At 67.8% G+C, this 21,803-nt stretch carries 15 protein-coding genes and 1 riboswitch; of the genes, 6 read left to right on the top strand and 9 right to left on the bottom strand.

What is annotated here, in order from left to right; all coding sequences use genetic code 11:
* Positions 1–41 precede the first annotated feature (41 nt).
* From ydfG to ACUH78_RS06950, 3 genes are all read right to left on the bottom strand, one after another.
* Complete coding sequence (ydfG, locus tag ACUH78_RS06960) at positions 42–788, bottom strand: bifunctional NADP-dependent 3-hydroxy acid dehydrogenase/3-hydroxypropionate dehydrogenase YdfG (protein WP_418363876.1); 747 nt, start codon at positions 786–788, stop codon at positions 42–44.
* 167 nt (positions 789–955) lie between these two features.
* Positions 956–2,272, bottom strand: a complete 1,317-nt coding sequence (locus ACUH78_RS06955; protein ID WP_435749975.1) for a tryptophan--tRNA ligase — start codon at positions 2,270–2,272, stop codon at positions 956–958.
* 158 nt (positions 2,273–2,430) lie between these two features.
* Entirely contained in the window at positions 2,431–3,591 is a 1,161-nt protein-coding gene (locus ACUH78_RS06950) for an MFS transporter (protein ID WP_435749974.1), read from the bottom strand.
* A gap of 220 nt (positions 3,592–3,811) precedes the next feature.
* Between ACUH78_RS06950 and ACUH78_RS06945 the strand changes: the two genes are divergently transcribed.
* Together ACUH78_RS06945 and ACUH78_RS06940 are read left to right on the top strand one after the other, a co-directional pair.
* A complete protein-coding gene (locus ACUH78_RS06945; protein ID WP_418363879.1) occupies positions 3,812–4,432 on the top strand; it encodes a DOMON-like domain-containing protein in 621 nt (206 codons plus the stop codon).
* A gap of 4 nt (positions 4,433–4,436) precedes the next feature.
* Positions 4,437–5,660, top strand: a complete 1,224-nt coding sequence (locus tag ACUH78_RS06940) for an exo-beta-N-acetylmuramidase NamZ family protein (RefSeq protein ID WP_445333087.1) — start codon at positions 4,437–4,439, stop codon at positions 5,658–5,660.
* On the opposite strand, the gene ACUH78_RS06935 is transcribed toward ACUH78_RS06940, so the two are convergent.
* Positions 5,648–7,255 (bottom strand): SulP family inorganic anion transporter, encoded by a 1,608-nt coding sequence (locus tag ACUH78_RS06935; protein WP_445333088.1) that lies wholly within the window; start codon positions 7,253–7,255, stop codon positions 5,648–5,650. The genes ACUH78_RS06940 and ACUH78_RS06935 overlap by 13 nt on opposite strands.
* A gap of 218 nt (positions 7,256–7,473) precedes the next feature.
* On the opposite strand from ACUH78_RS06935, the gene ACUH78_RS06930 reads away from it, so the two are divergent.
* Entirely contained in the window at positions 7,474–8,418 is a 945-nt protein-coding gene (locus ACUH78_RS06930) for a ribose-phosphate diphosphokinase (RefSeq protein WP_445333089.1), read from the top strand.
* Positions 8,419–8,551: 133 nt separating this feature from the next.
* Complete coding sequence (locus tag ACUH78_RS06925) at positions 8,552–10,189, top strand: methyl-accepting chemotaxis protein (protein ID WP_445333090.1); 1,638 nt, start codon at positions 8,552–8,554, stop codon at positions 10,187–10,189.
* A gap of 33 nt (positions 10,190–10,222) precedes the next feature.
* Here ACUH78_RS06925 and ACUH78_RS06920 read toward each other — a convergent pair whose 3' ends face one another.
* Together ACUH78_RS06920 and ACUH78_RS06915 are read right to left on the bottom strand one after the other, a co-directional pair.
* A complete protein-coding gene (locus ACUH78_RS06920; RefSeq protein WP_445333091.1) occupies positions 10,223–10,312 on the bottom strand; it encodes a hypothetical protein in 90 nt (29 codons plus the stop codon).
* Between the two features lie 147 nt (positions 10,313–10,459).
* Positions 10,460–10,867 (bottom strand): tellurite resistance TerB family protein, encoded by a 408-nt coding sequence (locus ACUH78_RS06915; RefSeq protein WP_445333092.1) that lies wholly within the window; start codon positions 10,865–10,867, stop codon positions 10,460–10,462.
* A 155-nt stretch (positions 10,868–11,022) separates the two neighbouring features.
* On the opposite strand from ACUH78_RS06915, the gene ACUH78_RS06910 reads away from it, so the two are divergent.
* Entirely contained in the window at positions 11,023–11,922 is a 900-nt protein-coding gene (locus ACUH78_RS06910; protein ID WP_445333093.1) for a LysR family transcriptional regulator, read from the top strand.
* A gap of 73 nt (positions 11,923–11,995) precedes the next feature.
* On the opposite strand, the gene trxA is transcribed toward ACUH78_RS06910, so the two are convergent.
* The 3 genes from trxA to metH form a co-directional block, all read right to left on the bottom strand.
* Entirely contained in the window at positions 11,996–12,373 is a 378-nt protein-coding gene (gene trxA, locus ACUH78_RS06905) for a thioredoxin (RefSeq protein ID WP_445333094.1), read from the bottom strand.
* A 119-nt stretch (positions 12,374–12,492) separates the two neighbouring features.
* Positions 12,493–15,000, bottom strand: a complete 2,508-nt coding sequence (locus tag ACUH78_RS06900) for a TRAP transporter fused permease subunit (protein WP_445333095.1) — start codon at positions 14,998–15,000, stop codon at positions 12,493–12,495.
* Positions 14,997–18,758 carry a methionine synthase gene (metH, locus tag ACUH78_RS06895; RefSeq protein ID WP_445333096.1) on the bottom strand — a complete coding sequence of 1,254 codons (3,762 nt, stop codon included), beginning with the start codon at positions 18,756–18,758 and terminating at the stop codon, positions 14,997–14,999. The genes ACUH78_RS06900 and metH overlap by 4 nt, the downstream gene beginning before the upstream one ends.
* A gap of 76 nt (positions 18,759–18,834) precedes the next feature.
* A riboswitch (S-adenosyl-L-homocysteine riboswitch) is annotated at positions 18,835–18,909 on the bottom strand.
* 234 nt (positions 18,910–19,143) lie between these two features.
* On the opposite strand from metH, the gene ACUH78_RS06890 reads away from it, so the two are divergent.
* Positions 19,144–21,756 (top strand): bifunctional diguanylate cyclase/phosphodiesterase, encoded by a 2,613-nt coding sequence (locus tag ACUH78_RS06890; protein ID WP_445333097.1) that lies wholly within the window; start codon positions 19,144–19,146, stop codon positions 21,754–21,756.
* Positions 21,757–21,803: the final 47 nt, after the last annotated feature.

The raw sequence follows: 21,803 nt of genomic DNA, 5'->3' as shown, positions 1-21,803 counted from the left end.
CACGGGGCGCCCCTTTCGACACCCCGCCCCTGCCCCGACTCTCAGCCGCGGTGCACCGGCAGCGCACCGAAGGCCTGCGCCACCGGCATCAGCTCGATGGTGTTGATATTGACGTGCGCCGGCCGGGTGGCGATCCAGTACACCGAGTCGGCGATGTCCTCGGCGGTCAGCGGCTGCACGTCGGCATAGACTTTCGCCGCCTTGTCGTCGTCGCCGTGAAAGCGCACGTTGGAGAACTCGGTGCCGCCGCACAAGCCCGGCTCCACGTCGGTCACGCGCAGCGCGGTACCGATCAGGTCCGCGCGCAGGTTGAGGCTGAACTGGCGCACGAAGGCCTTGGTCGCGCCGTACACGTTGCCACCCGGGTAGGGCCAGCGCCCGGCGATGGAGCCGAGGTTGAAGATGTGACCACGATTGCGCGCCACCATGCCGGGCAGGAAGGCCCGCGTCACCTGCACCAACCCCGTGCAGTTGGTATCGATCATGGTGTGCCAGTCGTCCAGCGAGGCCTGGTGCGCCGGCTCGAGGCCGAGCGCGAGCCCGGCGTTGTTGACCAGCACATCCACCTCGGCGAAACCCGCCGGCAACGCCGCCGGCACGGCAGCGACCGCATCAGCGTCACGCACATCGAGCTCCACCGCCAGCAGCGCGTCGCCGAGCTCGGCGGCGAGCGCATCCAGTCGATCCTTGCGGCGGGCGGTGGCGACCACGCGGTGCCCTCCCTGGACGAAGCTGCGCGCGATGGCGGCGCCGAAGCCGGCAGAGGCGCCGGTGACGAAGACGATCATGAGTGGGACTCCTCGACGAATGCGATCAAGACTGTGCCACGCCCCTTGCGCGGAGCGGCACACGAACCGCCGATGGTAACGAAGCCGGGCACCGATGCCAAAGCTGGGTGCCCGGTGAGTCGGACACCCGGCAAACGGGTTTCCCGCACGCGGGACTGCACGACCCGCTACGCGCCTCCGTCGGCGAACGCCGCCAGCGCAGCGCGCAGCGCCGCCTCGTCCACGTCGTCCGCAAGCGCCGCGACCTGCGCACCTGCCAGCCACAGCGCCGCCTCCTTCATCTCGAAGGCGTCGCCCGCCTTGAGCGCGGCCACCACCGCACCCGCCTCGCGCGGCGAGGCGAAGCCCTCGCCCTGCAGCAGCAGGCGGCCATCGGCGTCGACGAGCTTGAAGTGGAAACGCCCATCCGCCTCACGGTACTGCTTGAACTGCGGCAGTGCAGCCTTGGCCTTTTCCGCCTTCGCCGCGCCGGCGACTGTGGAGAGCCGGCGCAGGCCGACGGCATGGCGCAACTCGGCAAGGAAGGGCGTGGCGATCGTGCGTGCCTTGGCGGCCCCTTCGTGCAACAGCTTCTCGATGCGCTCGGGCTCGGCAATCAGGGCCTCGTAGCGCGTGCGCATCGGCGCGACCGTGGCCTCGATCCTGTCGAACAGCGCCTGCTTGGCTTCACCCCAGGCAATCCCTTGCTCGAAGGCAGTGCGCATCGTGCGCGTCTCCTCCGCGCTGGAAAAGGCCTGGTAGAGCTGGAACAGCGCCGAGCCGTCGGCGTCCTTGGGCTCGCCGGGCGCCCGGGAGTCGGTGACGATCGAGAAGATCAGTTTCTTCAGATCGGTGGTGGGCGCGAACAGCGGGATGGTGTTGTCGTAGCTCTTGCTCATCTTGCGGCCATCCAGCCCGGGCAGGGTAGCGACCGAAGCGTCAATGGCGGCCTCGGGCAGCACGAAATGCTCGCCGTACAGGTGATTGAAGCTGCCCGCCATGTCGCGTGCCATCTCGATGTGCTGGATCTGGTCGCGTCCGACCGGCACGGAGTGCGCCTTGAACATCAGGATGTCGGCCGCCATCAGCACGGGATACATGTACAGGCCCATGTTCACTCCGGCATCCGGGTCGACGCCCTCGGCGGTGTTGCGGTCCACCGCCGCCTTGTAGGCATGGGCGCGGTTGAGCAGGCCCTTGCCGCAAACGCAGGTGAGCAGCCAGGTGAGCTCGGGGATCTCGGGGATGTCGGACTGGCGATAGAACCACACGCGATCGGTGTCCAGCCCGGCGGCGATCCAGGTGGCGGCGATCTCCAGCGTCGAGCGCTGCACGCGCAGCGGGTCGGTGGTCTTGATCAGCGCATGGTAGTCGGCCAGGAAGTAGAAGCTCTCCACCCCCGGCTGGCGGCTGGCAGCGACCGCCGGACGGATGGCACCGGCGTAGTTGCCGAGGTGGGGCGTGCCCGAGGTGGTGATCCCGGTGAGGACGCGCTGGACAGTCATGGATCGCTCCGGCTCAAACTGGACAAGGACCGCGAGTTTAACGACTTCGGCGAGCAGGGATAAGACGCAGATCGCTACGAAGCAGATCGTTATGCCCGTGCTGGACGCGCCGCAGCCCGCCATCGACGCGGGATCGGCTTCCGGAGCCGCATGCGGACCTACGATGACCGCAACAGCGGGCGCAAGGCCAGCAGGCCGAGCAAGGGTCCGGGCAGCAGCACCCAGGCAACGCGGTCACCGATCAGCGGCCACAGCCCGGTGGTGAGCTCGATCGAGGCCATGGTGATCGCGAATCCGATCGCATTCTGGAAGGCAAGCGCGCTGCCCACGCTTTCCTGTGGGCAGGCGCGCGCGGAAAGGGCGGAGAAGTGCGGCGAATCGGCCACCACACTTGCGCCCCACAGCAGCATCAGTCCCGCCAGCGCCAGCGGCGGCCAGGCGGTGGCAAAGGGATACAACGCGCAGCACAGCGCCGACACCGCCAGTGCCACCGCGGCCACCCGCGCGCTGCCGATGCGCCGGCTGAGCCAGCCACCGAGCACGCAGCCGACGGCACCGATGCCGATCACCGCGAAGGCCGGCCCGGAAGGCGCCCCGGCCTCGCCCCCCCGCGCTGCGCTCACCAGCAGCGGCACCAGCGTCCAGAAGGCATACAACTCCCACTGATGCCCGAAGTAGCCGAAGGCAGAAGCACGGAAGTCCGGTACCCGCAGCGCGTACAGCCCTTCACCCAGGCGCAGCTTCGGCGCACCGGCACGGCGGGGGAGATGCGGGCCGTCCCCGAGCGAGAAGATCATTCCCGCCGCCAGCAGCGCGAGGAGCGAGGACACCAGCAGCGTGGCTTGCCAGCCCCAACCGGAATCGAGCATGTGCACGCCGTGCGGCAGCGCCGTGCCCAGGGTCAACATGCCGACCAGCCACGCCAGCGCAGCCCCCGCCTGCTGAGGCACCCAGCTCACCACCAGCTTCATTCCGAGCGGATACACTCCGGCGAGCGCAAGTCCCACCGCAAAACGCCATACCAAGCCCTCGCCCAAGCCCTGGGCAAGCAAGGCAAAGCCGGCGTTGGCCATCGCCCCCGCGACCGCACAGACGGCGAAGATACGGCTCGCCGCAAAGCGGTCGGCCAGCCCGCTGAGTGAAAAGCCGAGCGTGCCGGCGATGAAGCCGAGTTGCACCGCGATCGTCAGCCGGCCAATGTCGGCTGGCTGCAGCCCCCAGGTGTACAGGAGATCCTCGCCGGCGGCGTTCGCGGAGAACCACAGCGAAGTGCCGAAGAGCTGGGCGAGGACGATGAGGAGAAGCGGAGGTGCACGCATGGCACCGCAGTGTGCGATGCCGGGTGCAGGGGCTCAAGCGGGGAAATCCCTCGCGCGGGACACCCAGGCCAGCACGCGGCGCGGCGCGCCCGAGCGGCGGCACCATGGGCGCGGCCGCCCGAACCGGTTAACATCGCACCTCCCATGCCGCGTGCGCGCCCCACCCCGTCCGGCAGCCGTACCCGCCCCCATCGTCAGCCCTCCGTTGCCAGCCCAGATCGTGATCCAGCCCCTTACCGAACGTCCCCGCGTCCCCGTCATCACCGTCGGCCTGCGCCCGCACCCCACCAGTCCGGATGCTGGCACGCCCGGCCAGGGTCCGGTGGGACGTCTGTTGGCGACGATGTACGCGCTACCGGAAGGCGGCGCCGTCTTCGAGTTCCGTATCGAAGGCGGCGCCCTCGATCAGCTCGTCATCCCGGCACCGCGTCGCCCCGCCGCAGCCGAGGCGTTGTGGGAGCACACCTGCTTCGAGGCGTTCCTCGGCCGACCCGGCGAGTCCGCCTACCGCGAGTACAACTTCTCGCCCTCGGGACAGTGGGCGGTATATGGGTTCCGGGCACCGCGCGAGCGCGATGAGGCCTACCGCCCCGCCACCCCACCGGAGATCCACTGCACGCAGGACGATGGAACGCTGCTGCTCGAAGCCCATGTCCCGGCAGCGCTGCTGCCGGACACAGGCGATGGCAGCGACCTGCAAGTTGGCCTCGCCGCGGTGATCGAGCGCCGGGACGGCCCGCTCGAGTACTGGGCGCTGCGTCACACCGCAGACCAGCCCGACTTCCACGCCCGGGATACGTTCGTCCTGAGCCTGACGGTCGGCGCAGACAAGGCGGATTGAAGGCATGGCCTCCCCTGTCCGCTTCGGCCTCGACCGTCTCCTCGCCGAGCCTGCCCTGCGCCGCCCGCTGGCCGGACGCCGGGTCGCGCTGCTTGCGCACCCGGCCTCGGTCACGCGTGACCTGACCCACTCCCTCGATGCGCTCGCCACCCTGCCGGACATCCGCCTGTCTGCGGCGTTCGGTCCCCAGCACGGCCTGCGTGGTGACAAGCAGGACAACATGGTGGAGTCGCCCGACTACACCGACCCGCTGCTCGGCATCCCGGTGTTCAGCCTGTACGGCGAGGTGCGCCGCCCCACCGCGGCGATGATGGACAGCTTCGACGTGCTGCTGGTCGACCTGCAGGATCTTGGCTGCCGCATCTACACCTTCATCACCACGCTGCGCTACGTGCTGGAAGAGGCGGCGCTGCATGGCAAGTCGGTGTGGGTCCTCGACCGCCCCAACCCCGCCGGAAGGCCGGTCGAGGGCACGCTGCTGCGCGAAGGCTGGGAGAGTTTCGTCGGTGCCGGCCCGCTGCCGATGCGCCACGGCCTGACCATGGGCGAACTCGCACACTGGTTCGTGGCCACGCTTGGGCTGGATGTGGACCTGCATGTGATCGACATGGAGGGCTGGCAGCCGGGCGTCGCGCCCGGACATGGCTGGCCGCTGGGCGAGCGGACCTGGATCAACCCCAGCCCCAACGCGCCCAACCTGTGGATGGCGCGCGCCTACGCAGGCACGGTGATGCTGGAAGGCACGACATTGTCCGAAGGCCGCGGCACCACCCGCCCGCTGGAGCTCTTCGGCGCCCCGGACCTCGACGCGCGCGCGCTCATCGCCGAGATGCGCGCCCTCGCCCCGAACTGGCTGAAAGGCTGCCTGCTGCGCACTTGCTGGTTCGAGCCCACCTTCCACAAGCATGCGGGCAAGCTGTGCGCAGGCGTGCAGATCCACGTCGAGGATGCCGCGCACTACGACCACGCCACCTTCCGCCCCTGGCGGGTACAGGCGCTTGCGTTCAAGGCCATCCGCCGCCTGTGGCCCGAATATCCGCTGTGGCGCGACTTCGGCTACGAGTACGAGTTCGACCGGCTCGCAATCGACCTGATCAACGGCTCGCCGCTACTGCGCGAATGGGTGGACGACCCGCACGCACCTGCGGAAGCGCTCAACGAAGCAGCGCGCGCCGACGAAGCGGCGTGGGAGCAGGCCCGCGCCCCCTTTCTGCGCTATCCGGCCTGAGCCGCCACGCGCTGTCGCGCCTCGGCGAGCGCACTGGGCAGATCGTCGCGCAGGATCGCCACCGGCAGGCAGGGCGCGCGCAGGCGTTGCAGCTGCGGGAGAATGGCCGTGGGCACCACCACCAGCGTCTCGATGTCCTGCGCGCGCAGACGCTCGATCATCTCCTCGAGCGCAAACTGCGCCGACAGATCCATGAAGGGCACCCGACTGCAGTCGAAGAGCGCAATGCGGGTTCCGATGACCTGATCCACACGGTCAAGCAACTGGCTCGCCGACCCGAAAAAGAACGCACCGTCGATCTCGATCACCCGGATACCGCTCTCCAGGTCCGCGCCACCGTCCCCCTCGAGCACGCGTTCGGCATGCGGCAGCGGACGCACATTGAAGCGGGCCTGGCGAACGAGCTGATGAATGATCAGCGCCATCGACAGCACCACCCCCACCCCGACCGCCACGATCAGGTCCACCAGCACGGTGAGCACGAACACCGCAAGCATCACCGCCACGTCGGTGCGCGGGGCGGTGCGCAGCAGGCGCAGCAGGCGGTAGTCGAGGATATCGATGCCGACCTTGATCAGGATGCCCGCCAGCACCGCGAGCGGGATCTCGCTCGCGAGCGGCCCCAGCCCCAACAGCAGCGCGAGCAGGAAGAGTGAATGCATCACCCCCGATGCGCGTCCACGGCCACCGGACTTGATGTTGACCACGGTACGCATGGTCGCCCCTGCCCCCGGCAGGCCACCGACGAAGGCGCACAGCAGGTTGCCCAGTCCCTGTCCGATCAGCTCGCGATTGGACTGGTGGCGGGTGCGCGTGATCGAGTCGGCCACGAGCGAAGTGAGCAAGCTGTCGATCGCACCCAGCATGCCGAGTGTGATACCGAGCACCAGCACGGTCGTCCACGTCTCCAGCGAAACAGAGGGAAGCATGAGATCGGGCAGCCCGGCGGGGATGTCTCCAATCACCGGCACGGAGAAACCGGCGGCGACCGATAGCGCCGTCATGGAGATGAGCGCCACCAGAGGCGCCGGCACGATCCGGCTCACCGCCATCGGCATGCGAAAGACCACCAGCAGGGTGAGGAAGCCGAGCAGCAGCGCCTGCCCGTTGAACGCCGCGATCACTTCCGGCAGCGCGAGTGCGGCGCCCAGGGGCGAGGGTTGCGGTGTTGCCCCGAGCAGCGGCGCGGTCTGCAGCAGCACGATGATGACGCCCACGCCACTCATGAAGCCGGAAACCACCGGGTAGGGGATGAAGCGGACCATGCCGCCTGCGCGCAGCAGACCGAGCGCGATCTGGACCAAACCGCCGACGAGGACCGCAGCCATGGCCAGCCCGATGTCGCCCCCGACGGCCAGCAGCGCGGACGCGAACACGACCGTCATCGGCCCGGTTGGCCCCGAGATCTGCACGCGCGTACCGCCGCACAGGGCCGCAACCAGACCGAGCACGATCGCGCCGTACAGCCCCGCCGCAGCGCCAGCCCCGGAGGCCACGCCGAAGGCGAGCGCCAGCGGCAACGCGACCACCCCAGCCGTCAGGCCGCCGAAGAAATCGCCGCGCAGGCGCCCGAACGCCTTACCCAGATCTCCCATGCACGTCTCCCGGTGTGGCGACGGAGGCCGCGGCGCATTCTATTGTGCGTCGTCTCGCCGATCCGCCGTCAGACCGGAAAGATGTGGGAAAAAACCTTGCCGCGCAAGCGGTCAGGAGGCGCCTGCACGCGGAAACTTCCCGTAGCATGAGGGCTGCGCGCGAGCGGCGCACGCCCTCCCTTCCGCATGCAGCCCCCGAGCACAGGAGACACGCCCCGATGATCAAGCATGGCCTTCAGATCTTCGCCTGCAACGCCAGCCGCGACCTTGCCTGCGACATCAGCCAACGCCTGGGCTTGCGCCCTGGACAGATCGATATCTCGCGCTTCTCGAACGACAACCTGCGCGTACAGATCCACGAGAACGTGCGCGAGCGTGACGTCTTCGTCGTGCAGTCCTTCACCGAGCCGGTGAGCGAACACATCATGGAGTTGCTGATCACGCTGGACGCCCTGCGCAGCGCCTCCGCACAGCGCATCACCGCGGTCATCCCCTACTACTCCTACGCGCGCTCGGACAAGAAGGACGCACCGCGCATCTCGATCACCGGCCGGCTGATCGCAGACCTGCTGCAGACCGCAGGCGCGAACCGCGTGCTGACCATGGACCTGCACGCCGACCAGGTGCATGGCTTCTTCAGCGTACCGGTCGATCACCTGACCGCCGTCTCCATCATCGCCGAACATTTCCGCAGCAATTACGATCTTTCGAACATGGTGGCGGTCGCCACGGACGCCGGTGGCGCCAAGCGCACCGGCCGCTTCTCGGAACGGCTCGGCATTCCGATGGCGATCATCGACAAGCGCCGGGTGTCGGACACGCAGGTGAAGCAGGGCTACGTGGTCGGCGAAGTTGCAGGTCGCGACATCGTGATCTTCGAGGACGAGATTGCCACCGCCGGCACGCTGGTGTCCTCGGTCGACACGCTCCGCGCGGCCGGCGCACGCAGCATCCACGCCGCAGCCACCCACGGCGTGCTGTGCGGGCCGGCGATCGAGCGCCTGCGCGAGGCCGCGATCGATTCGATCGTAGTCACCAATACCGTGAACCTGCCGGCAGAGAAGCGCTTCGACAGGCTCACGGTACTGAACGTTGCCCCACTCTTCGCCGCCGCAATCGAGCGCATTCACAGCGGCCAGAGCGTGGGCGCCCTGTTCGAATAAGACAATCGCATCCGAAGGGCAGGCCCCATGCCGACCGGCCATGTTCGAATTCTCTCAAGGCTGAGGGGGGACGGCCGTTAAACCAGGTTCACTCTTTGTACGATAACTAAAAAAATAACCTCTGGAGACCGAGATGAGCTGGTTCGACAATCTCAGCCTGCGAGCAAAGCTCGTGGTGAACTTCTTCGTATCGGGCAGCCTGCTGATTCTGGCGATTCTGGTCTGCTACGTTCAGATCGACGGGCTCCAGCAGCGCACGACCGAGATAACGGCGCAAACGATGCCCGCGCTCGCGCTGGCTGGAACGCTCAGCGAAACACGGATGCGCTACCGAATCCGCAGCCTCGAGTTCATGCTCGCAGAATCCGACGCCGAAAGGGAGAAGACCGAGAAATCGCTCCAGAGCATCGCCGCGACCTTGTCGGAGAAGATTGCCGAGTACCGGGGCTTCGTCAGCACGGCAGAAGAAGCTTCCCTGCTGGAGGCATTCGTCGCTGCGACCACTGCGTACGAGAACTCGGTCACGAAGGCGGTGGATCTTGTGCGCCAGGGGAACAGGTTCGAAGCCGACCGGCTCCAGAAGGAGGAATGGCTCGCCGCAGGCACCAAGGTGGCCAACGCCACATCCGCACTGGTCAAGCAGCAGAACGAACGCGGCAAGCAGATCCGTGACGCGAGCACGGCTGCAGCCGAGCAGGCGAAACAGATCGCGATCACCGCGCTGGTGGCCGGCAGCATTCTTGCGGCACTGCTGTCGATCTTGCTGGCGGGGCGAATCAGCGGGCGGCTTCGGCACGTGGTTTCGGCCGCCAACGATATCGCGGAGGGGCGCCTGGTCCCCACATCCGGGCCGGCGATCGCGCGGACCCGCGACGAAATCGGCCAGTTGCTCCAGGCGGTCGAATCCATGCGCAGTTCGCTGCGCGACACGATCGGCCAGACGCGCACCTCCTCCTCGACCCTTGGCGATGCTGCGAAAGACCTGGGCGACGGGATCGGGCAGCTCGAGCGAAGCGCAGACGCGCAGAGCAACGCGGCGTCCAGCATCGCGGCGAGTATCGAAGAGTTGACCGTCTCGATCAACGAAGTCTCCACGCGCACGGGCGAAGCCTCGAAGGCGGCCGAGGAGTCGGATGCGAAAGCGCGCACGGGACGCAGCGTACTGAAAAAGCTCGAACAGGAAATCGACCGGGTTTCGGTAGTCGTCAACACCGCATCCGAAGGCATCCGCAATCTCGCCGACGAATCGCGAAAGATTTCCGAGATCGTGAACGTGATCAAGGAGATCGCCGACCAGACCAACCTGCTCGCACTCAATGCGGCAATCGAGGCTGCGCGCGCGGGCGAGCAGGGGCGCGGCTTCGCCGTCGTGGCGGATGAGGTCCGCAAGCTCGCGGAACGAACCGCTCAGTCCACCGGGGAGATCACCTCCATGGTGGATTCGATCCAGCACTCCACCACACAGGTCGTCACACGAATCGATGAAGGCGTATCCGCGGTCGGTCGTAGCGTAGAGCATGCCAACGAAGCCGGGCAGAGCATCGAATCGTTGCTGGAGATCGCGCGTCGGGTCGCCGAACTCATCCACGACATCGATCTCGCCCTGAGCGAGCAGTCGACGGCCTCGACCGAGGTCGCCCGCAGCGTGGAGGGGATCGCCGGAAGTGCCGACGACATACACAACGTCACGAAGGAAACCTCTGCGGCAACGGGACGGCTGATGGAGATGTCAGCGCGCATGCAGGAACAGGTCAGCCGCTTCATCCTCTAGCGGATCGGGGCTTTCGGCCCCGTCCAGAGCGGCCTACTCGGCAGGCCGCGCAGAAACAAGCCAGTAGGTCACGCCGAGCGCGAGCACGATTACGCCGATCGCGAACAGGTACATGGCCTCCATGTGTGCTGAGGTCGAGGACGATCACCTTGCGCGCGATCGCCATCAGTGCGGTCGCGATCGCTTGATCCCGCTGCAGTCCATCCTGGCCTCCCTTGCCGCAGGGCTGGCGGTCACGCCCTAGTCCCGAACCTGGCCGCCAGCCAGCCATCAGTTGAGCGCCCGCGCGTGCGGGCGCCTGCTCCACTTCTCGAGTGCCCTCGCCAACACTTCGACCTCAGTCGAGGTTTCCACACCGTCGGCGCTGACGATCTCCTGCATCGCGCGCAGCATGGCCTGCTGCAGCGCCGGGTCGGTGATGTCCTCCAGCAGGAGGTCGAGGACCTCGTCGGCCAGCTTCAGGCGCAAGCCGTCCATGTGGTGGGCGCTCGCCAGCAGGTCTTCGCAGTACTCGCGCAGGATGCGTTCGAATTCGACGCTGCCGATGCCGAGTCGGCGGGCAAGGTCGGTGTGCATCATGGCCTCGATCTCGTCACGGTCCAGCCCGCCGTCGGCGAGCACGGTGAGGGCGAGCAGACGGGCTGCCGCCGGGGTGCTGTCGGTTTCGTAGTGGCGCATGGCGTGGTCTCCTTTGGTATGCGGTCTCTTCGTTCGCCACCAGGCCCTGGATCGGGAGCACTGCGGCGACGGATGCAGACTACGGCAACTCGAATGCTTTAAAAAGTCGACTACGATTAGTTGAAAGATCGATTTTTTGGATGGAACTACTACCCATGACCGCTACCGAACTCAACTTCAAGCACCTGCGCTACTTCTGGACGGTCGCCCGCGCCGGCACCATCGCCGAGGCCGGGCGCCTGCTCGGGCTGGCACCACATTCGATCAGCGCCCAGCTCGCCACCTTCGAGGGCGCGCTCGGCGTCACGCTGTTCCGGCGCAGCGGGCGCCGCCTGGTGCTGACCGAGGCTGGCGAACGCATCTTGGGCGACGCCGAGCGCATCTTCGCGCTCGGCGACCACATCCTCGAGAGCGTGCGCGAAGACAGCCTGCGCCGCAGCCTGCCGTTCCGCATCGGCATTCCCGACTCGATGCCCAAGTCCGTCGTCCATCGGTTGATCGAACCCGCCTTGCACACCGAGCGCCCCGGCCGCCTGGTATGCCGCGAGGCACCGCTCGCCGAACTGCTGGCCGAGCTCGCGCTGCGCCGGCTCGACCTCATCATCGCCGACCGGCCGATCCCGCCTACCGTCAGCGTGCGCGGCCACAGCACCCTGCTCGGCGAGAGCACGCTCACGGTGTTCGCCGCGCCCGCGCTGGCCGCCCGCCTCGCGGACGGCTTTCCGGCCTCGCTCGACGACGCCCCCTTCCTGCTGCCGGGCGAGGACGTCACCCATCGCGCCGGGCTGCTGCAGTGGTTCGATGCGCATGGCGTGCAGCCTTCGGTCGTGGCCGAATTCGACGACAGCGCACTGATGAAGGCCTTTGGCCAGGCCAGTGCCGGCGCTTTCGCAGCGCCAACGATGATCGCCGACTATGTCTGCCGGCAGTACGGCGTACAGGCGCTGGGGGAGGTCGCCGGCGTCACCACCCAGGTGTATGCGATCACCACTGAACGCCGTCTGTCGCACCCGGCCATGCAGGCGATCCACGAAGCGGCCGGGAAAATGGGCTGACCTTCAAACGCGCATGCCGTCGACATCCGCGTTGGTACAGACTCCGCCGGCGCACTAGCCGGCGCGCACCGGATCAGCCGGCCTGCTGGCCCGCCTGCTGCTGGGCGATCTCGGCACGGACCTGATCCATGTCGAGGCCACGCACCCCCTCGATCACCTGGGTCAGCGCGCTCGCCGGCAACGCACCCGACTCGCGGAACACCATCACGCCCTCGCGGATCACCGCAATGGTGGGGATGGAGCGAATCTGGAAGGCGGCTGCGAGTTCCTGCTGCGCCTCGGTGTCGATCTTGGCGAAAACGATGTCAGGATGGACGTCGGACGCAGCCTCGTAGGTCGGCGCGAAGTTGCGACAGGGACCGCACCAAGCCGCCCAGAAGTCCAGAAAGACGATCGGATTCTTCTCGACGGTTTCGTTGAAGTTGTCGGAGGTCAGTTCGAGGGTTGCCATGTGTGCCCCAGGGAAATATTAGTGACGGCTCATGATACACCCGGTACCGCACGCTGTCCCGGCGCGGTCACCGCCCGCGCCAACCTTGCTGCCAGGCCCCGACAGGCCCTGCGGTGCGCTCACGCAGCCCACCGGCGCACGCGCTGTCGCCGCCACACCCAGGCCACGAGGGCGAGCGCGGACAGGTACAGCCACTGCGCCGAAGGCCCATGCCGGTCGCGTTCGAGCGCAACCAGGCGATCGCCAGCCAGCACCCCGATTCGCTCCGCAGTGCTGCCGAAGCTCACCTCCGCCACGCGCGCACCCGAGGCCTCGGTGACCAGCCGCATGCCGATCGCCTCGAAGCGCAATGACCAGCGCGCACCCGCCGCGATGGGCAGCATCACCACCCGCTCCCCGGGCGTCGCCTCACGCACACGCACGAAGACGAGTCGCAATTGCTCGCCCGCTGGCGCCGCCTCGATCGCGGCCGTCATTGCCTCGCCGTCGACGCGCTGGTGGGGAGGCCAGAACGGATTCACGAACATCGCCGGGTTGAACAGCATGAACGAGGCCACGAGCAGGGTCAGGCGCTCCGGAAGCGTGGTCTTCATCAGCAGCCAGGCCTGGTTGAAGCAGATGAACACGAAGCCCCCCGCGGTGGCGGCCGCGACGGTCAGCACCGCATGCAGCGGATGATCGACGCCGATCAGCAGCAACTGCGGGTTGAACACGAACATGAAGGGCAGCACCGCCATGCGCATCGAGTAGCGAAACGCGCGCACGCCGGTCTGCAGCGGATTGGCGCCCGCGATGCTCGCCGCGGCATGCGAGGCAAGCCCGCCCGGCGGCAGCACGTCGGCAAGCAGGCCGAAATAGAACACGAACAGATGCGCGGCGATGAGCGGCACCGGGTGGCCGTATTCTGCGCCCAGGGTCACGATCACCGGCGCCATCAGCGCGGACACGACGATGTAGTTCGCGGTGGTCGGAAGACCCATGCCCAGGATCAGGCAGACCAGCGCCACCAGCGCGAGCATCGCCAGCATGGAGCCGCCCGCGAGCACGCCGACGACCTCGGTCATCACCAGCCCGATGCCGGTCAGCGACCCGACCCCGACCACCACCCCGGCCGCGGCAGTCGCCACCGCCACCACCAGCATGCCGCGCGCACCCGCATACACGCCGTTCGCCAGGTCCTCGACGCCCTGCCGCCACGCCGGCCGCAGCGCCGCGCGGGGCTGGCCGCGCAGCCAGACCAGCAGCGGACGCTGCGTGAGCACGATGAAGGCGAGGAACACGAGTGCCCAGAACACCGCGAATGCGGGCGCGTCGTGCTCAACCATCAGGTTCCACACCAGCAGCCCGACCGGGAGCAGGAAGTACAGGCCGGCCCGCAGTACTTCGCCCGGCCGCGTGCGCAGCCCCGAGACCAGCCCCGCGCCGGGGTCCTCCAGTGCGCTCGCCGCACCGAAGCGCAGCAGCAGCAGATAGGCCAGCACCAGCAAGCCCCCCACCACCAGCGGCCCCACCGCCGGCACCCACACCCTGGCCAACGGCACCAGCGCCGCGAGCAGCGCCAGCACCGCCGTCATGCCTACCAGGCCGCGCAGAAGGCGGCGCAGCGACGCCTGCCAGCGCACCGGCTCGCGGGGCAGGCCCTCGATGCCCGCCTTCACCGCCTCGAAGTGCACGATGATCAGCAGCCCGACATAGGCGACCAGCGCCGAGATCAGGGCGTGGCGCAGCACATCGGTGTAGGGGATGCCCACGTACTCCACCATCAGGAAAGCCGCTGCGCCCATCACCGGCGGCATCACCTGGCCATTGACCGAGGACGCCACCTCGATCGCCGCGGCCTTGTCGGGGGCATAGCCGATGCGCTTGATGAGCGGGATGGTGAGCGGACCGGTCGACACCACGTTGATCACCGACGCCCCGGAGAACAGCCCCGTCGCCGCAGACACGCCGACCGCCGCCTTCGCCGGCCCGCCGCGCATGTGGCCGACGAGCGCAAGCGCACTGCGCACGAAATACGCCCCGCCGCCCCCGCTCTCGAGCAGCGCGCCGAACAGCACGAAGAGGAAGATGAACTCCGCCGAGATGCCGAGCGCAACACCGAACACCGCGTCCGTTCCCAGCCACAGCCGGTCCATCATGTGCGCAAGCGAGGCGCCCTTGTGCGCGATCAGGTCAGGCGCGAGCGGCCCGAGCAGGACATAGGCGAGCAGCACGAGCAGGAAGATCACCAGCGGCCAGCCGAGCAGGCGGCGCGCGGCCTCGAACAGCAGCAGCAGCCCGGCGAGCGAAATGGCGACGTCGATCGCCCACGGATCACCTGGCCGCGTGGAGAGCTGGGCGTAGAAAATGAAGGTATAGCCCGCACAGAAAGCGGCGAGCACGCCGAGCATCGGGTCGACCAGTCGCACCACCCGCTCGTGCCCGCGCCACGTCGCGGGCACGAGCAGGAAGCACAGCAGCAGCGCGAAGGCCAGATGGATCGAGCGCGCCTGCCCCACGGCGAACTGGCCGACGCCGAGCGCCACCGGCAGCGGCGACGCCACCCACAGCTGAAACAGCGTCCACAGGATCGCGACCCGGGCGGCGACCACCGTCCTCGACGGCGTGCCCCGGGTCGCTCCGGTCACAGCAGCGGAGCGAGCCAGCGCGCCGCTTCACCCACCTCCATGCCGGTGCGACGGGCCCAGTCCTCGAGCTGGTCGCGGCCGATCTTCGGGATGGCGAAGTACTGGCTTTCGGGGTGCGCGAGGTAGAAACCGCTCACCGCCGCAGCCGGCGTCATCGCATAGCTCTCGGTCAGATCCATGCCCGCATTGTGCCGCGCATCGAGGAGCTCGAACAACGCCCCCTTGACCGTGTGATCCGGGCAGGCCGGGTAGCCCGGCGCCGGGCGGATGCCGCGGTAGCGCTCGGCGATCAGCGCCTCGTTGTCGAGCGCCTCGTCGGCGGCGTAGCCCCAGCACTCGCGGCGCACGCGCTCATGCAGCCATTCGGCGCAGGCCTCGGCGAGGCGGTCGGCCAGGCTCTTGAGCATGATCGCGTGGTAGTCGTCGTGCGCGGCCTCGAACTCGGCGAGCTTGGCCTCGATGCCCAGGCCAGCAGTCACCGCGAAGGCGCCGATCCAGTCCGGCACGCCCGACTCCTTGGGTGCGACGAAGTCCGTCAGGCACCAGTGCGGTTTGCCCGCCGGGCGTTCGTGCTGCTGACGCAGGCCGTGCCACACCATGGCAAGGTGCTTGCGGTCCTCGCCGGTGTAGATCTCGATGTCGTCGCCGACCGCGTTGGCCGGGAACAGACCGAACACCGCCTTGGCCTGCAGCCAGTTCTCGGCGACGATCTTGTCCAGCATGGCCTTGCCGTCCGCGAACACGTTGCGCGCCGTCTCGCCCACCACTGCGTCGTCGAGGATGGCGGGGAAGCGGCCGGCGAGGTCCCAGGTCTGGAAGAAGGGGCCCCAATCGATGTAGCTCACCAGCTCGCCCAGCTCGACATCGATCGCCTGCACGCCGAGCATGTTGGGGCGCGGCGGCTGGTAGGGCGTGAACCCGGCCTGGTGGGCAGTGCTGCACGCCGCCACACGCTCGGCAGTCCAGTCAGTGCGGAAAGCGTTGGCACGCGCTGCCTCAAGGCCGACCAGCTGCATGCCCTTCTTGCCGGCGTGCAGGACGCGGATCTTCTCGTAGTCGGCGGCGACCTCGGCCTTGAAGGCTTCGCTCTGGCCCTCCGACAGCAGTGCGGTGACCACGCCCACCGCGCGTGAGGCGTCGGGCACGTACACGACAGGCTGGTCGTAGTGCGGGGCGATCTTGATCGCGGTGTGGTTGCGGCTGGTGGTGGCACCGCCGATCAGCAGCGGCACCTCGAAGCCCTGGCGCTTCATCTCTGCGGCAACGTGGGCCATTTCCTCCAGCGAAGGCGTGATCAGGCCCGACAGACCGATCGCCTGCGCGCCGTGTTCCTTCGCCGCCTCCAGGATCTTCGCTGCCGGCACCATCACGCCGAGGTCGATCACCTCATAGCCGTTGCAGCCGAGCACCACGCCGACGATGTTCTTGCCGATGTCGTGCACGTCGCCCTTGACCGTGGCCATGATGATGCGGCCCTTGCTGCTGGCGCCGGTGCGCAGCTTCTCGGCCTCGATGTAGGGGATGAGGTGGGCGACCGCCTGCTTCATCACCCGCGCCGACTTCACCACCTGCGGCAGGAACATCTTGCCCGCGCCGAAGAGGTCGCCGACGACGCTCATGCCCGCCATCAGCGGGCCTTCGATGACCGCGAGCGGCGGCTTGCCCTCGGCCTCGAGCCTGGCACGTACCTCCTCGGTATCGGCGACGACGAACTCGGTGATGCCCTTGACCAGCGCGTGGCTCAAACGCTCCTCGACCGGCCACTCGCGCCAGGCCAAGTCCTGGGCGGACTCCTTCGCCTGACCCTTCACCGTCTGCGCGAACTCAACCAGGGCCTCGCCCGCGCCGGGCCTGCGGTTCATCACCACGTCCTCGACCTTCTCGCGCAGTTCGGGCGCGAGCTCGTCATACACGCCGAGCTGGCCGGCATTGACGATGCCCATCGACAGGCCAGCCTTGATCGCGTGGTACAGGAACACGGTGTGGATCGCCTCGCGCACCGGATCGTTGCCGCGGAAGCTGAAGGACACGTTCGACACCCCGCCCGAGGTCTTGGCGTAAGCCAGGTTCTCCTTGATCCACGCCACGGCGTTGATGAAATCGACCGCGTAGTTGTCGTGCTCCTCGATGCCGGTGGCGATGGCGAAGATGTTGGGGTCGAAGATGATATCTTCGGCCGGGAAGCCGGCGCCGCCTTCGGCCACCGGCTTGGTGAGCAGCTTGTAGGCGCGCTCGCAGATCTCGGTCTTGCGGCGGAAGGTATCGGCCTGGCCCTGCTCGTCGAAGGCCATCACGATCACCGCCGCGCCGTAGCGGCGCGCGAGGCGGGCCTGGCGCAGGAACTCGGCCTCGCCTTCCTTCATCGAGATCGAGTTGACCACGCCCTTGCCCTGGATGCACTTGAGGCCGGTCTCGATCACCGACCACTTCGACGAGTCGAGCATGATCGGCACGCGCGAGATGTCGGGCTCGGTAGCGATGAGCTTGCAGAACCGCTCCATGGCGGCGACCGAATCGAGCATCGCCTCGTCCATGTTGATGTCGATGACCTGGGCGCCGTTCTCGACCTGCTGGCGCGCCACCGCGAGCGCGTCGTCGAAGCGGCCCTCGAGGATCATGCGCGCGAAGGCCTTGGAACCAGTGACGTTGGTGCGCTCGCCCACATTGACGAACAGCGCGTCGCCGCCGACGTTGAAGGGCTCGAGGCCCGACAGGCGCAGCTTCTTCTCGATGGTGGGCACGACGCGCGGCGCGAGGCCCGCAACGGCTTCGGCGATCGCCGCGATGTGCGCCGGCGTGGTGCCGCAGCAGCCGCCGACGATGTTCACCAAGCCACTCTGCGCCCACTCGCGGATCTGGCCGGCGAGATGCTCGGGCGTCTCGTCGTAGCCGGTAGGCGACAGCGGGTTGGGCAGGCCGGCGTTGGGGTGGGCGGACACGTGGGTGTCGCAGGCGTTGGACAGTTCCTCGACGTACTGGCGCAGCTGGTCGGCGCCGAGCGCGCAGTTGAGGCCGAAGCTGATCGGCTGCGCGTGGCTGAGTGAATTCCAGAACGCCTCCGCGGTCTGGCCCGACAGCGTTCGGCCGGAGGCATCGGTGATGGTCCCAGAGATCATCACCGGCACGCGCTGGCCGCCGCTTTTCTCAATCTCGTCGAACAGCTTCTCGATCGCGAACACCGCGGCCTTGGCGTTGAGCGTGTCGAACACCGTCTCGATCAGCAGGATGTCGGCGCCGCCTTCGAGCAGGGCCTTGGCCGAGTCGTAGTAGTCGTCGGCCAGCGCATCGAAGCTGATGTTGCGGAAGCCGGGATCGTTCACATCCGGCGAGATCGACAGCGTGCGCGAGGTCGGCCCGAGCACGCCGGCACAGTAGCGCGGCTTGGCGGGGTTCTTCGCGGTGTACTCGTCGCACAGCTCGCGCACCAGGCGCGCGCCCTCGACGTTGAGTTCGTAGGCCAGCGCCTCGAGCCCGTACTCCGCCTGCGACACGCGGGTGGCGTTGAAGGTGTTGGTCTCGATGATGTCCGCGCCGGCCTCGAGATAGGCGCGGTGGATGCCGACGATCACGTCCGGGCGCGTGAGCACCAGCAGGTCGTTGTTGCCCTTGAGGTCTTTCGGGTGGTCGAGGAAGCGATCGCCGCGGTAGTCCGCCTCGCCCAGCTTCTCCTGCTGGATCATGGTGCCCATCGCGCCGTCGAGGATCAGGATGCGGTCGGCGAGAAGCTGGCGAAGTTCGGTACTGCGATCGGATTGCATGGCTGGGTCCTCGGTCGTTCGACGGTCGCCGGGCAACGCCACGCACAAAAGCGAACGGCGCCACAAACCGGCTGAAGGTTTGTGAGCGCCGTTGATCGGTTGCCGAGCCTGGCCCGCACAGGTTCGGTGGGTCGCAGCGCTCCTCGGCAAGCTTTGGATTCTAGTCCCTGCGCAAAACGCTGCCAAGGCAGAATGGCGAGGAAATCTCGCCACACGGAGACGCCCCAGGCCTCGTCCGGACGAGCGTCACCACCGCACGGGCACGCTGTCAGCGCGGATCCGCACTGTTCGTTCTGCCGTCCGCAATGACGAATGTCACACACCACACTACGCTCAACTGGCAGCATAGAGCGCCACGACCGCACCCGGAACACCCATCCTCGAGATGCAGCAACGCACCACACTTCGCAGCGTCCTCTTCACCCGCCTGATGATGCTCGTCGGCAGCGCGGTGGTAGCGCTTGCGCTCGGGTTCGCGATCTTCGGCCTGCAGCCCCTGCACGACACCCTCGCCTCCAAGGAATTCACCCGGGTGGCCGATGGCGTGCGCAATGCCCTGCAGCAGACGGTTGCGCTCCCTGCCGCCCTGCTCGCACCGTCGACGAGCTGGATCGCGGATCTGCCGCCCGAACTCGACGACCCGCTCAAGATCGAGCGTCGCTTCAAGGCGTTGCTGACCCATGTTCCGAACCTCAGCTCGGTCGTGCTCGGCACCGAAGACGGCAGGGGCTGGGTGCTGATCCGCCTGCCGGATGGCAGCTGGCGCAGCCGGGTCACGAATCGGGCGAACTGGGGCGACATGCACCTGATCATCGAAGAGACGCCGGAAGGCGAGCGCAGCGAGGCGCTGGAGCGCTTCGACTACGATGCCCGCACCCGCCCCTGGTACATCGGCGCGAAATCGAACGCGGACGGCGCGGCGCACTGGACAACCCCCTACACTTTCTTCACCACGGGAGACCCGGGGGTGACCACCTCGCGGCGCTTCCAGCTTGGCGACGGGACGCAGGCGGTCCTCGGCCTGGACATCATGCTGCGCGACCTGTCGATCTCCACGCAGCAGGCGCGCGTCGGACAGAGCGGGCTGGCCCTGATCCTCACCAGCGACGAGCGGGTGCTCGGCCTGCCCCGGCGCCCCGAGGACGTTTCCTCGGACGAATGGCTCGGCAGCCTGCTCCTGCCGGCGAGTGCACTCGGTCTAGACAGCGTGAACAAGGCGCTGGTCGCGTGGCGGCAAGCCGGACGCACCGCGTACTCGGAGCGGCGCATCGACAGTGGCGGCGAGTCATGGCTCGCCGCCATGCACGAGCATCGTCTTGGAGAACAGCGCCTGTGGGTGCTCACCCTGGCGCCCGCCGCCGAGTTCGCTGCGCCCTGGTCACGCGTGCTGCTCGGCACGGCACTCGCCCTCACCGTGCTGATGATCCTTGCTGCGGCCGTGGCGCAGCGCGTTTCGCGCCGCATCGCCGCACCGCTCGAAGCACTCGCCGCCACCGGCAAGCGTATCGGCAAACTGGACTTTTCGCCGACACCCCCGCTATCCACGCACATCGAAGAGATCGCACAACTCGATCGCGTCCTTGGCGACATGCGTGCCCGGCTCGCCAACAACCAGGCTTCACTCGACCAGCAGTCGATCCGTCTGCAAGCCCAGGTTGAGGAGCTGCGCACAGCGGAGCATCGCATCCACGCGCTCGCCTACTACGACCCGCTGACCCATCTGCCCAACCGGCGCCTGATGATGGACCGGGTGAATCACGCCATCTCGAGCAGCCAACGTCGGGGCACGCACTGCGCACTATTGCTGCTCGACCTCGACAACTTCAAGACCCTGAACGACACCCTGGGCCACGACCACGGCGACGAACTGCTGCGCGAGATCGCGGAGCGCCTCGCCCGCAGCACACGCAAGTGCGACACCGTGGCACGTCTGGGCGGGGATGAGTTCGTCGTGGTGCTCGAGGACCTGGGCACGGACCCCGAGGAAGCACGGGCGCAAGCCGAGGCCATCGGGCACAAGATCCTGCTCGCCGTGGAGCATGCGTACCGCTCGGGCCATTTCGAGACGCGGATCTCCGCCAGCATCGGCGTGACCCTGTTCGGTAGCGCCCCCGACAGCGCCGATGCACTGCTCAAGCATGCCGACATGGCCATGTATCGGAGCAAGGCGACTGGCCGGAATTGCATGCATTTCTTCGGCCCCGAGATGGAGCAGGCGCTCTCCGAACGTACCCAGCTCGAAACCGAGCTACGGGCGGCACTGCCGGGCAGGAGTCTCGCGCTGCACTACCAGCCCCAGGTCGACGCTTCCGGCCGGATCGTCGGCGCCGAGGCGCTGCTACGCTGGACGCATCCCCAGCGCGGCCCCATCTCGCCTGCCGAGTTCATCCCCATCGCGGAAGAAAGCGGCCTCATCATCGCGCTCGGCGCCTGGGTGCTGGAAACCGCATGCGCGCAACTGGCCGCATGGGCGAGCGATCCACGTCTGCCGCCGATCGAGATCGCCGTCAACGTCAGCGCCCGCCAGTTCCGCCACGAGGGCTTCGCCGACATGGTGTCCAGCGTCGTACGCCACGCAAACATCCCGCGCGGACGCCTCAAGCTCGAGCTGACCGAGAGCCTGCTGCTCGAAGACGTGGAATCGGCGATCACGCGCATGGAGGCGCTGAAGGCGCTCGGGGTCGGCTTCGCGCTCGACGACTTTGGAACGGGCTATTCTTCCCTGACCTACCTCAAACGCCTGCCGCTGACGAATCTGAAGATCGATCAGTCCTTCGTGCGCGACGTCATGACGGACCCCAACGATGCGGCGATCGCACGTACCGTCATCGCGCTCGGCCGGACCCTGGATCTGATCGTGATCGCCGAAGGCGTCGAGCAGCCCGCGCAGTTCGCGTTCCTTGCCGACGCCGGGTGCGACCGATTCCAGGGCTACTTCTTCGGCCGCCCGGAGCCTGCCGAGGCTTTCCAGCAACGGCTGCTGGACGCACCGGGCTGACGCGCCACAGTCCCCGCGCTGCCGCCTCCGCTCCGAACGCAATCCGG

The organism is Thauera sp. ZXT1-4 (assembly GCF_052598215.2).
Note: the sequence above shows the minus strand (reverse complement) of the source record. Positions and strands in the feature narration are given on the sequence as shown.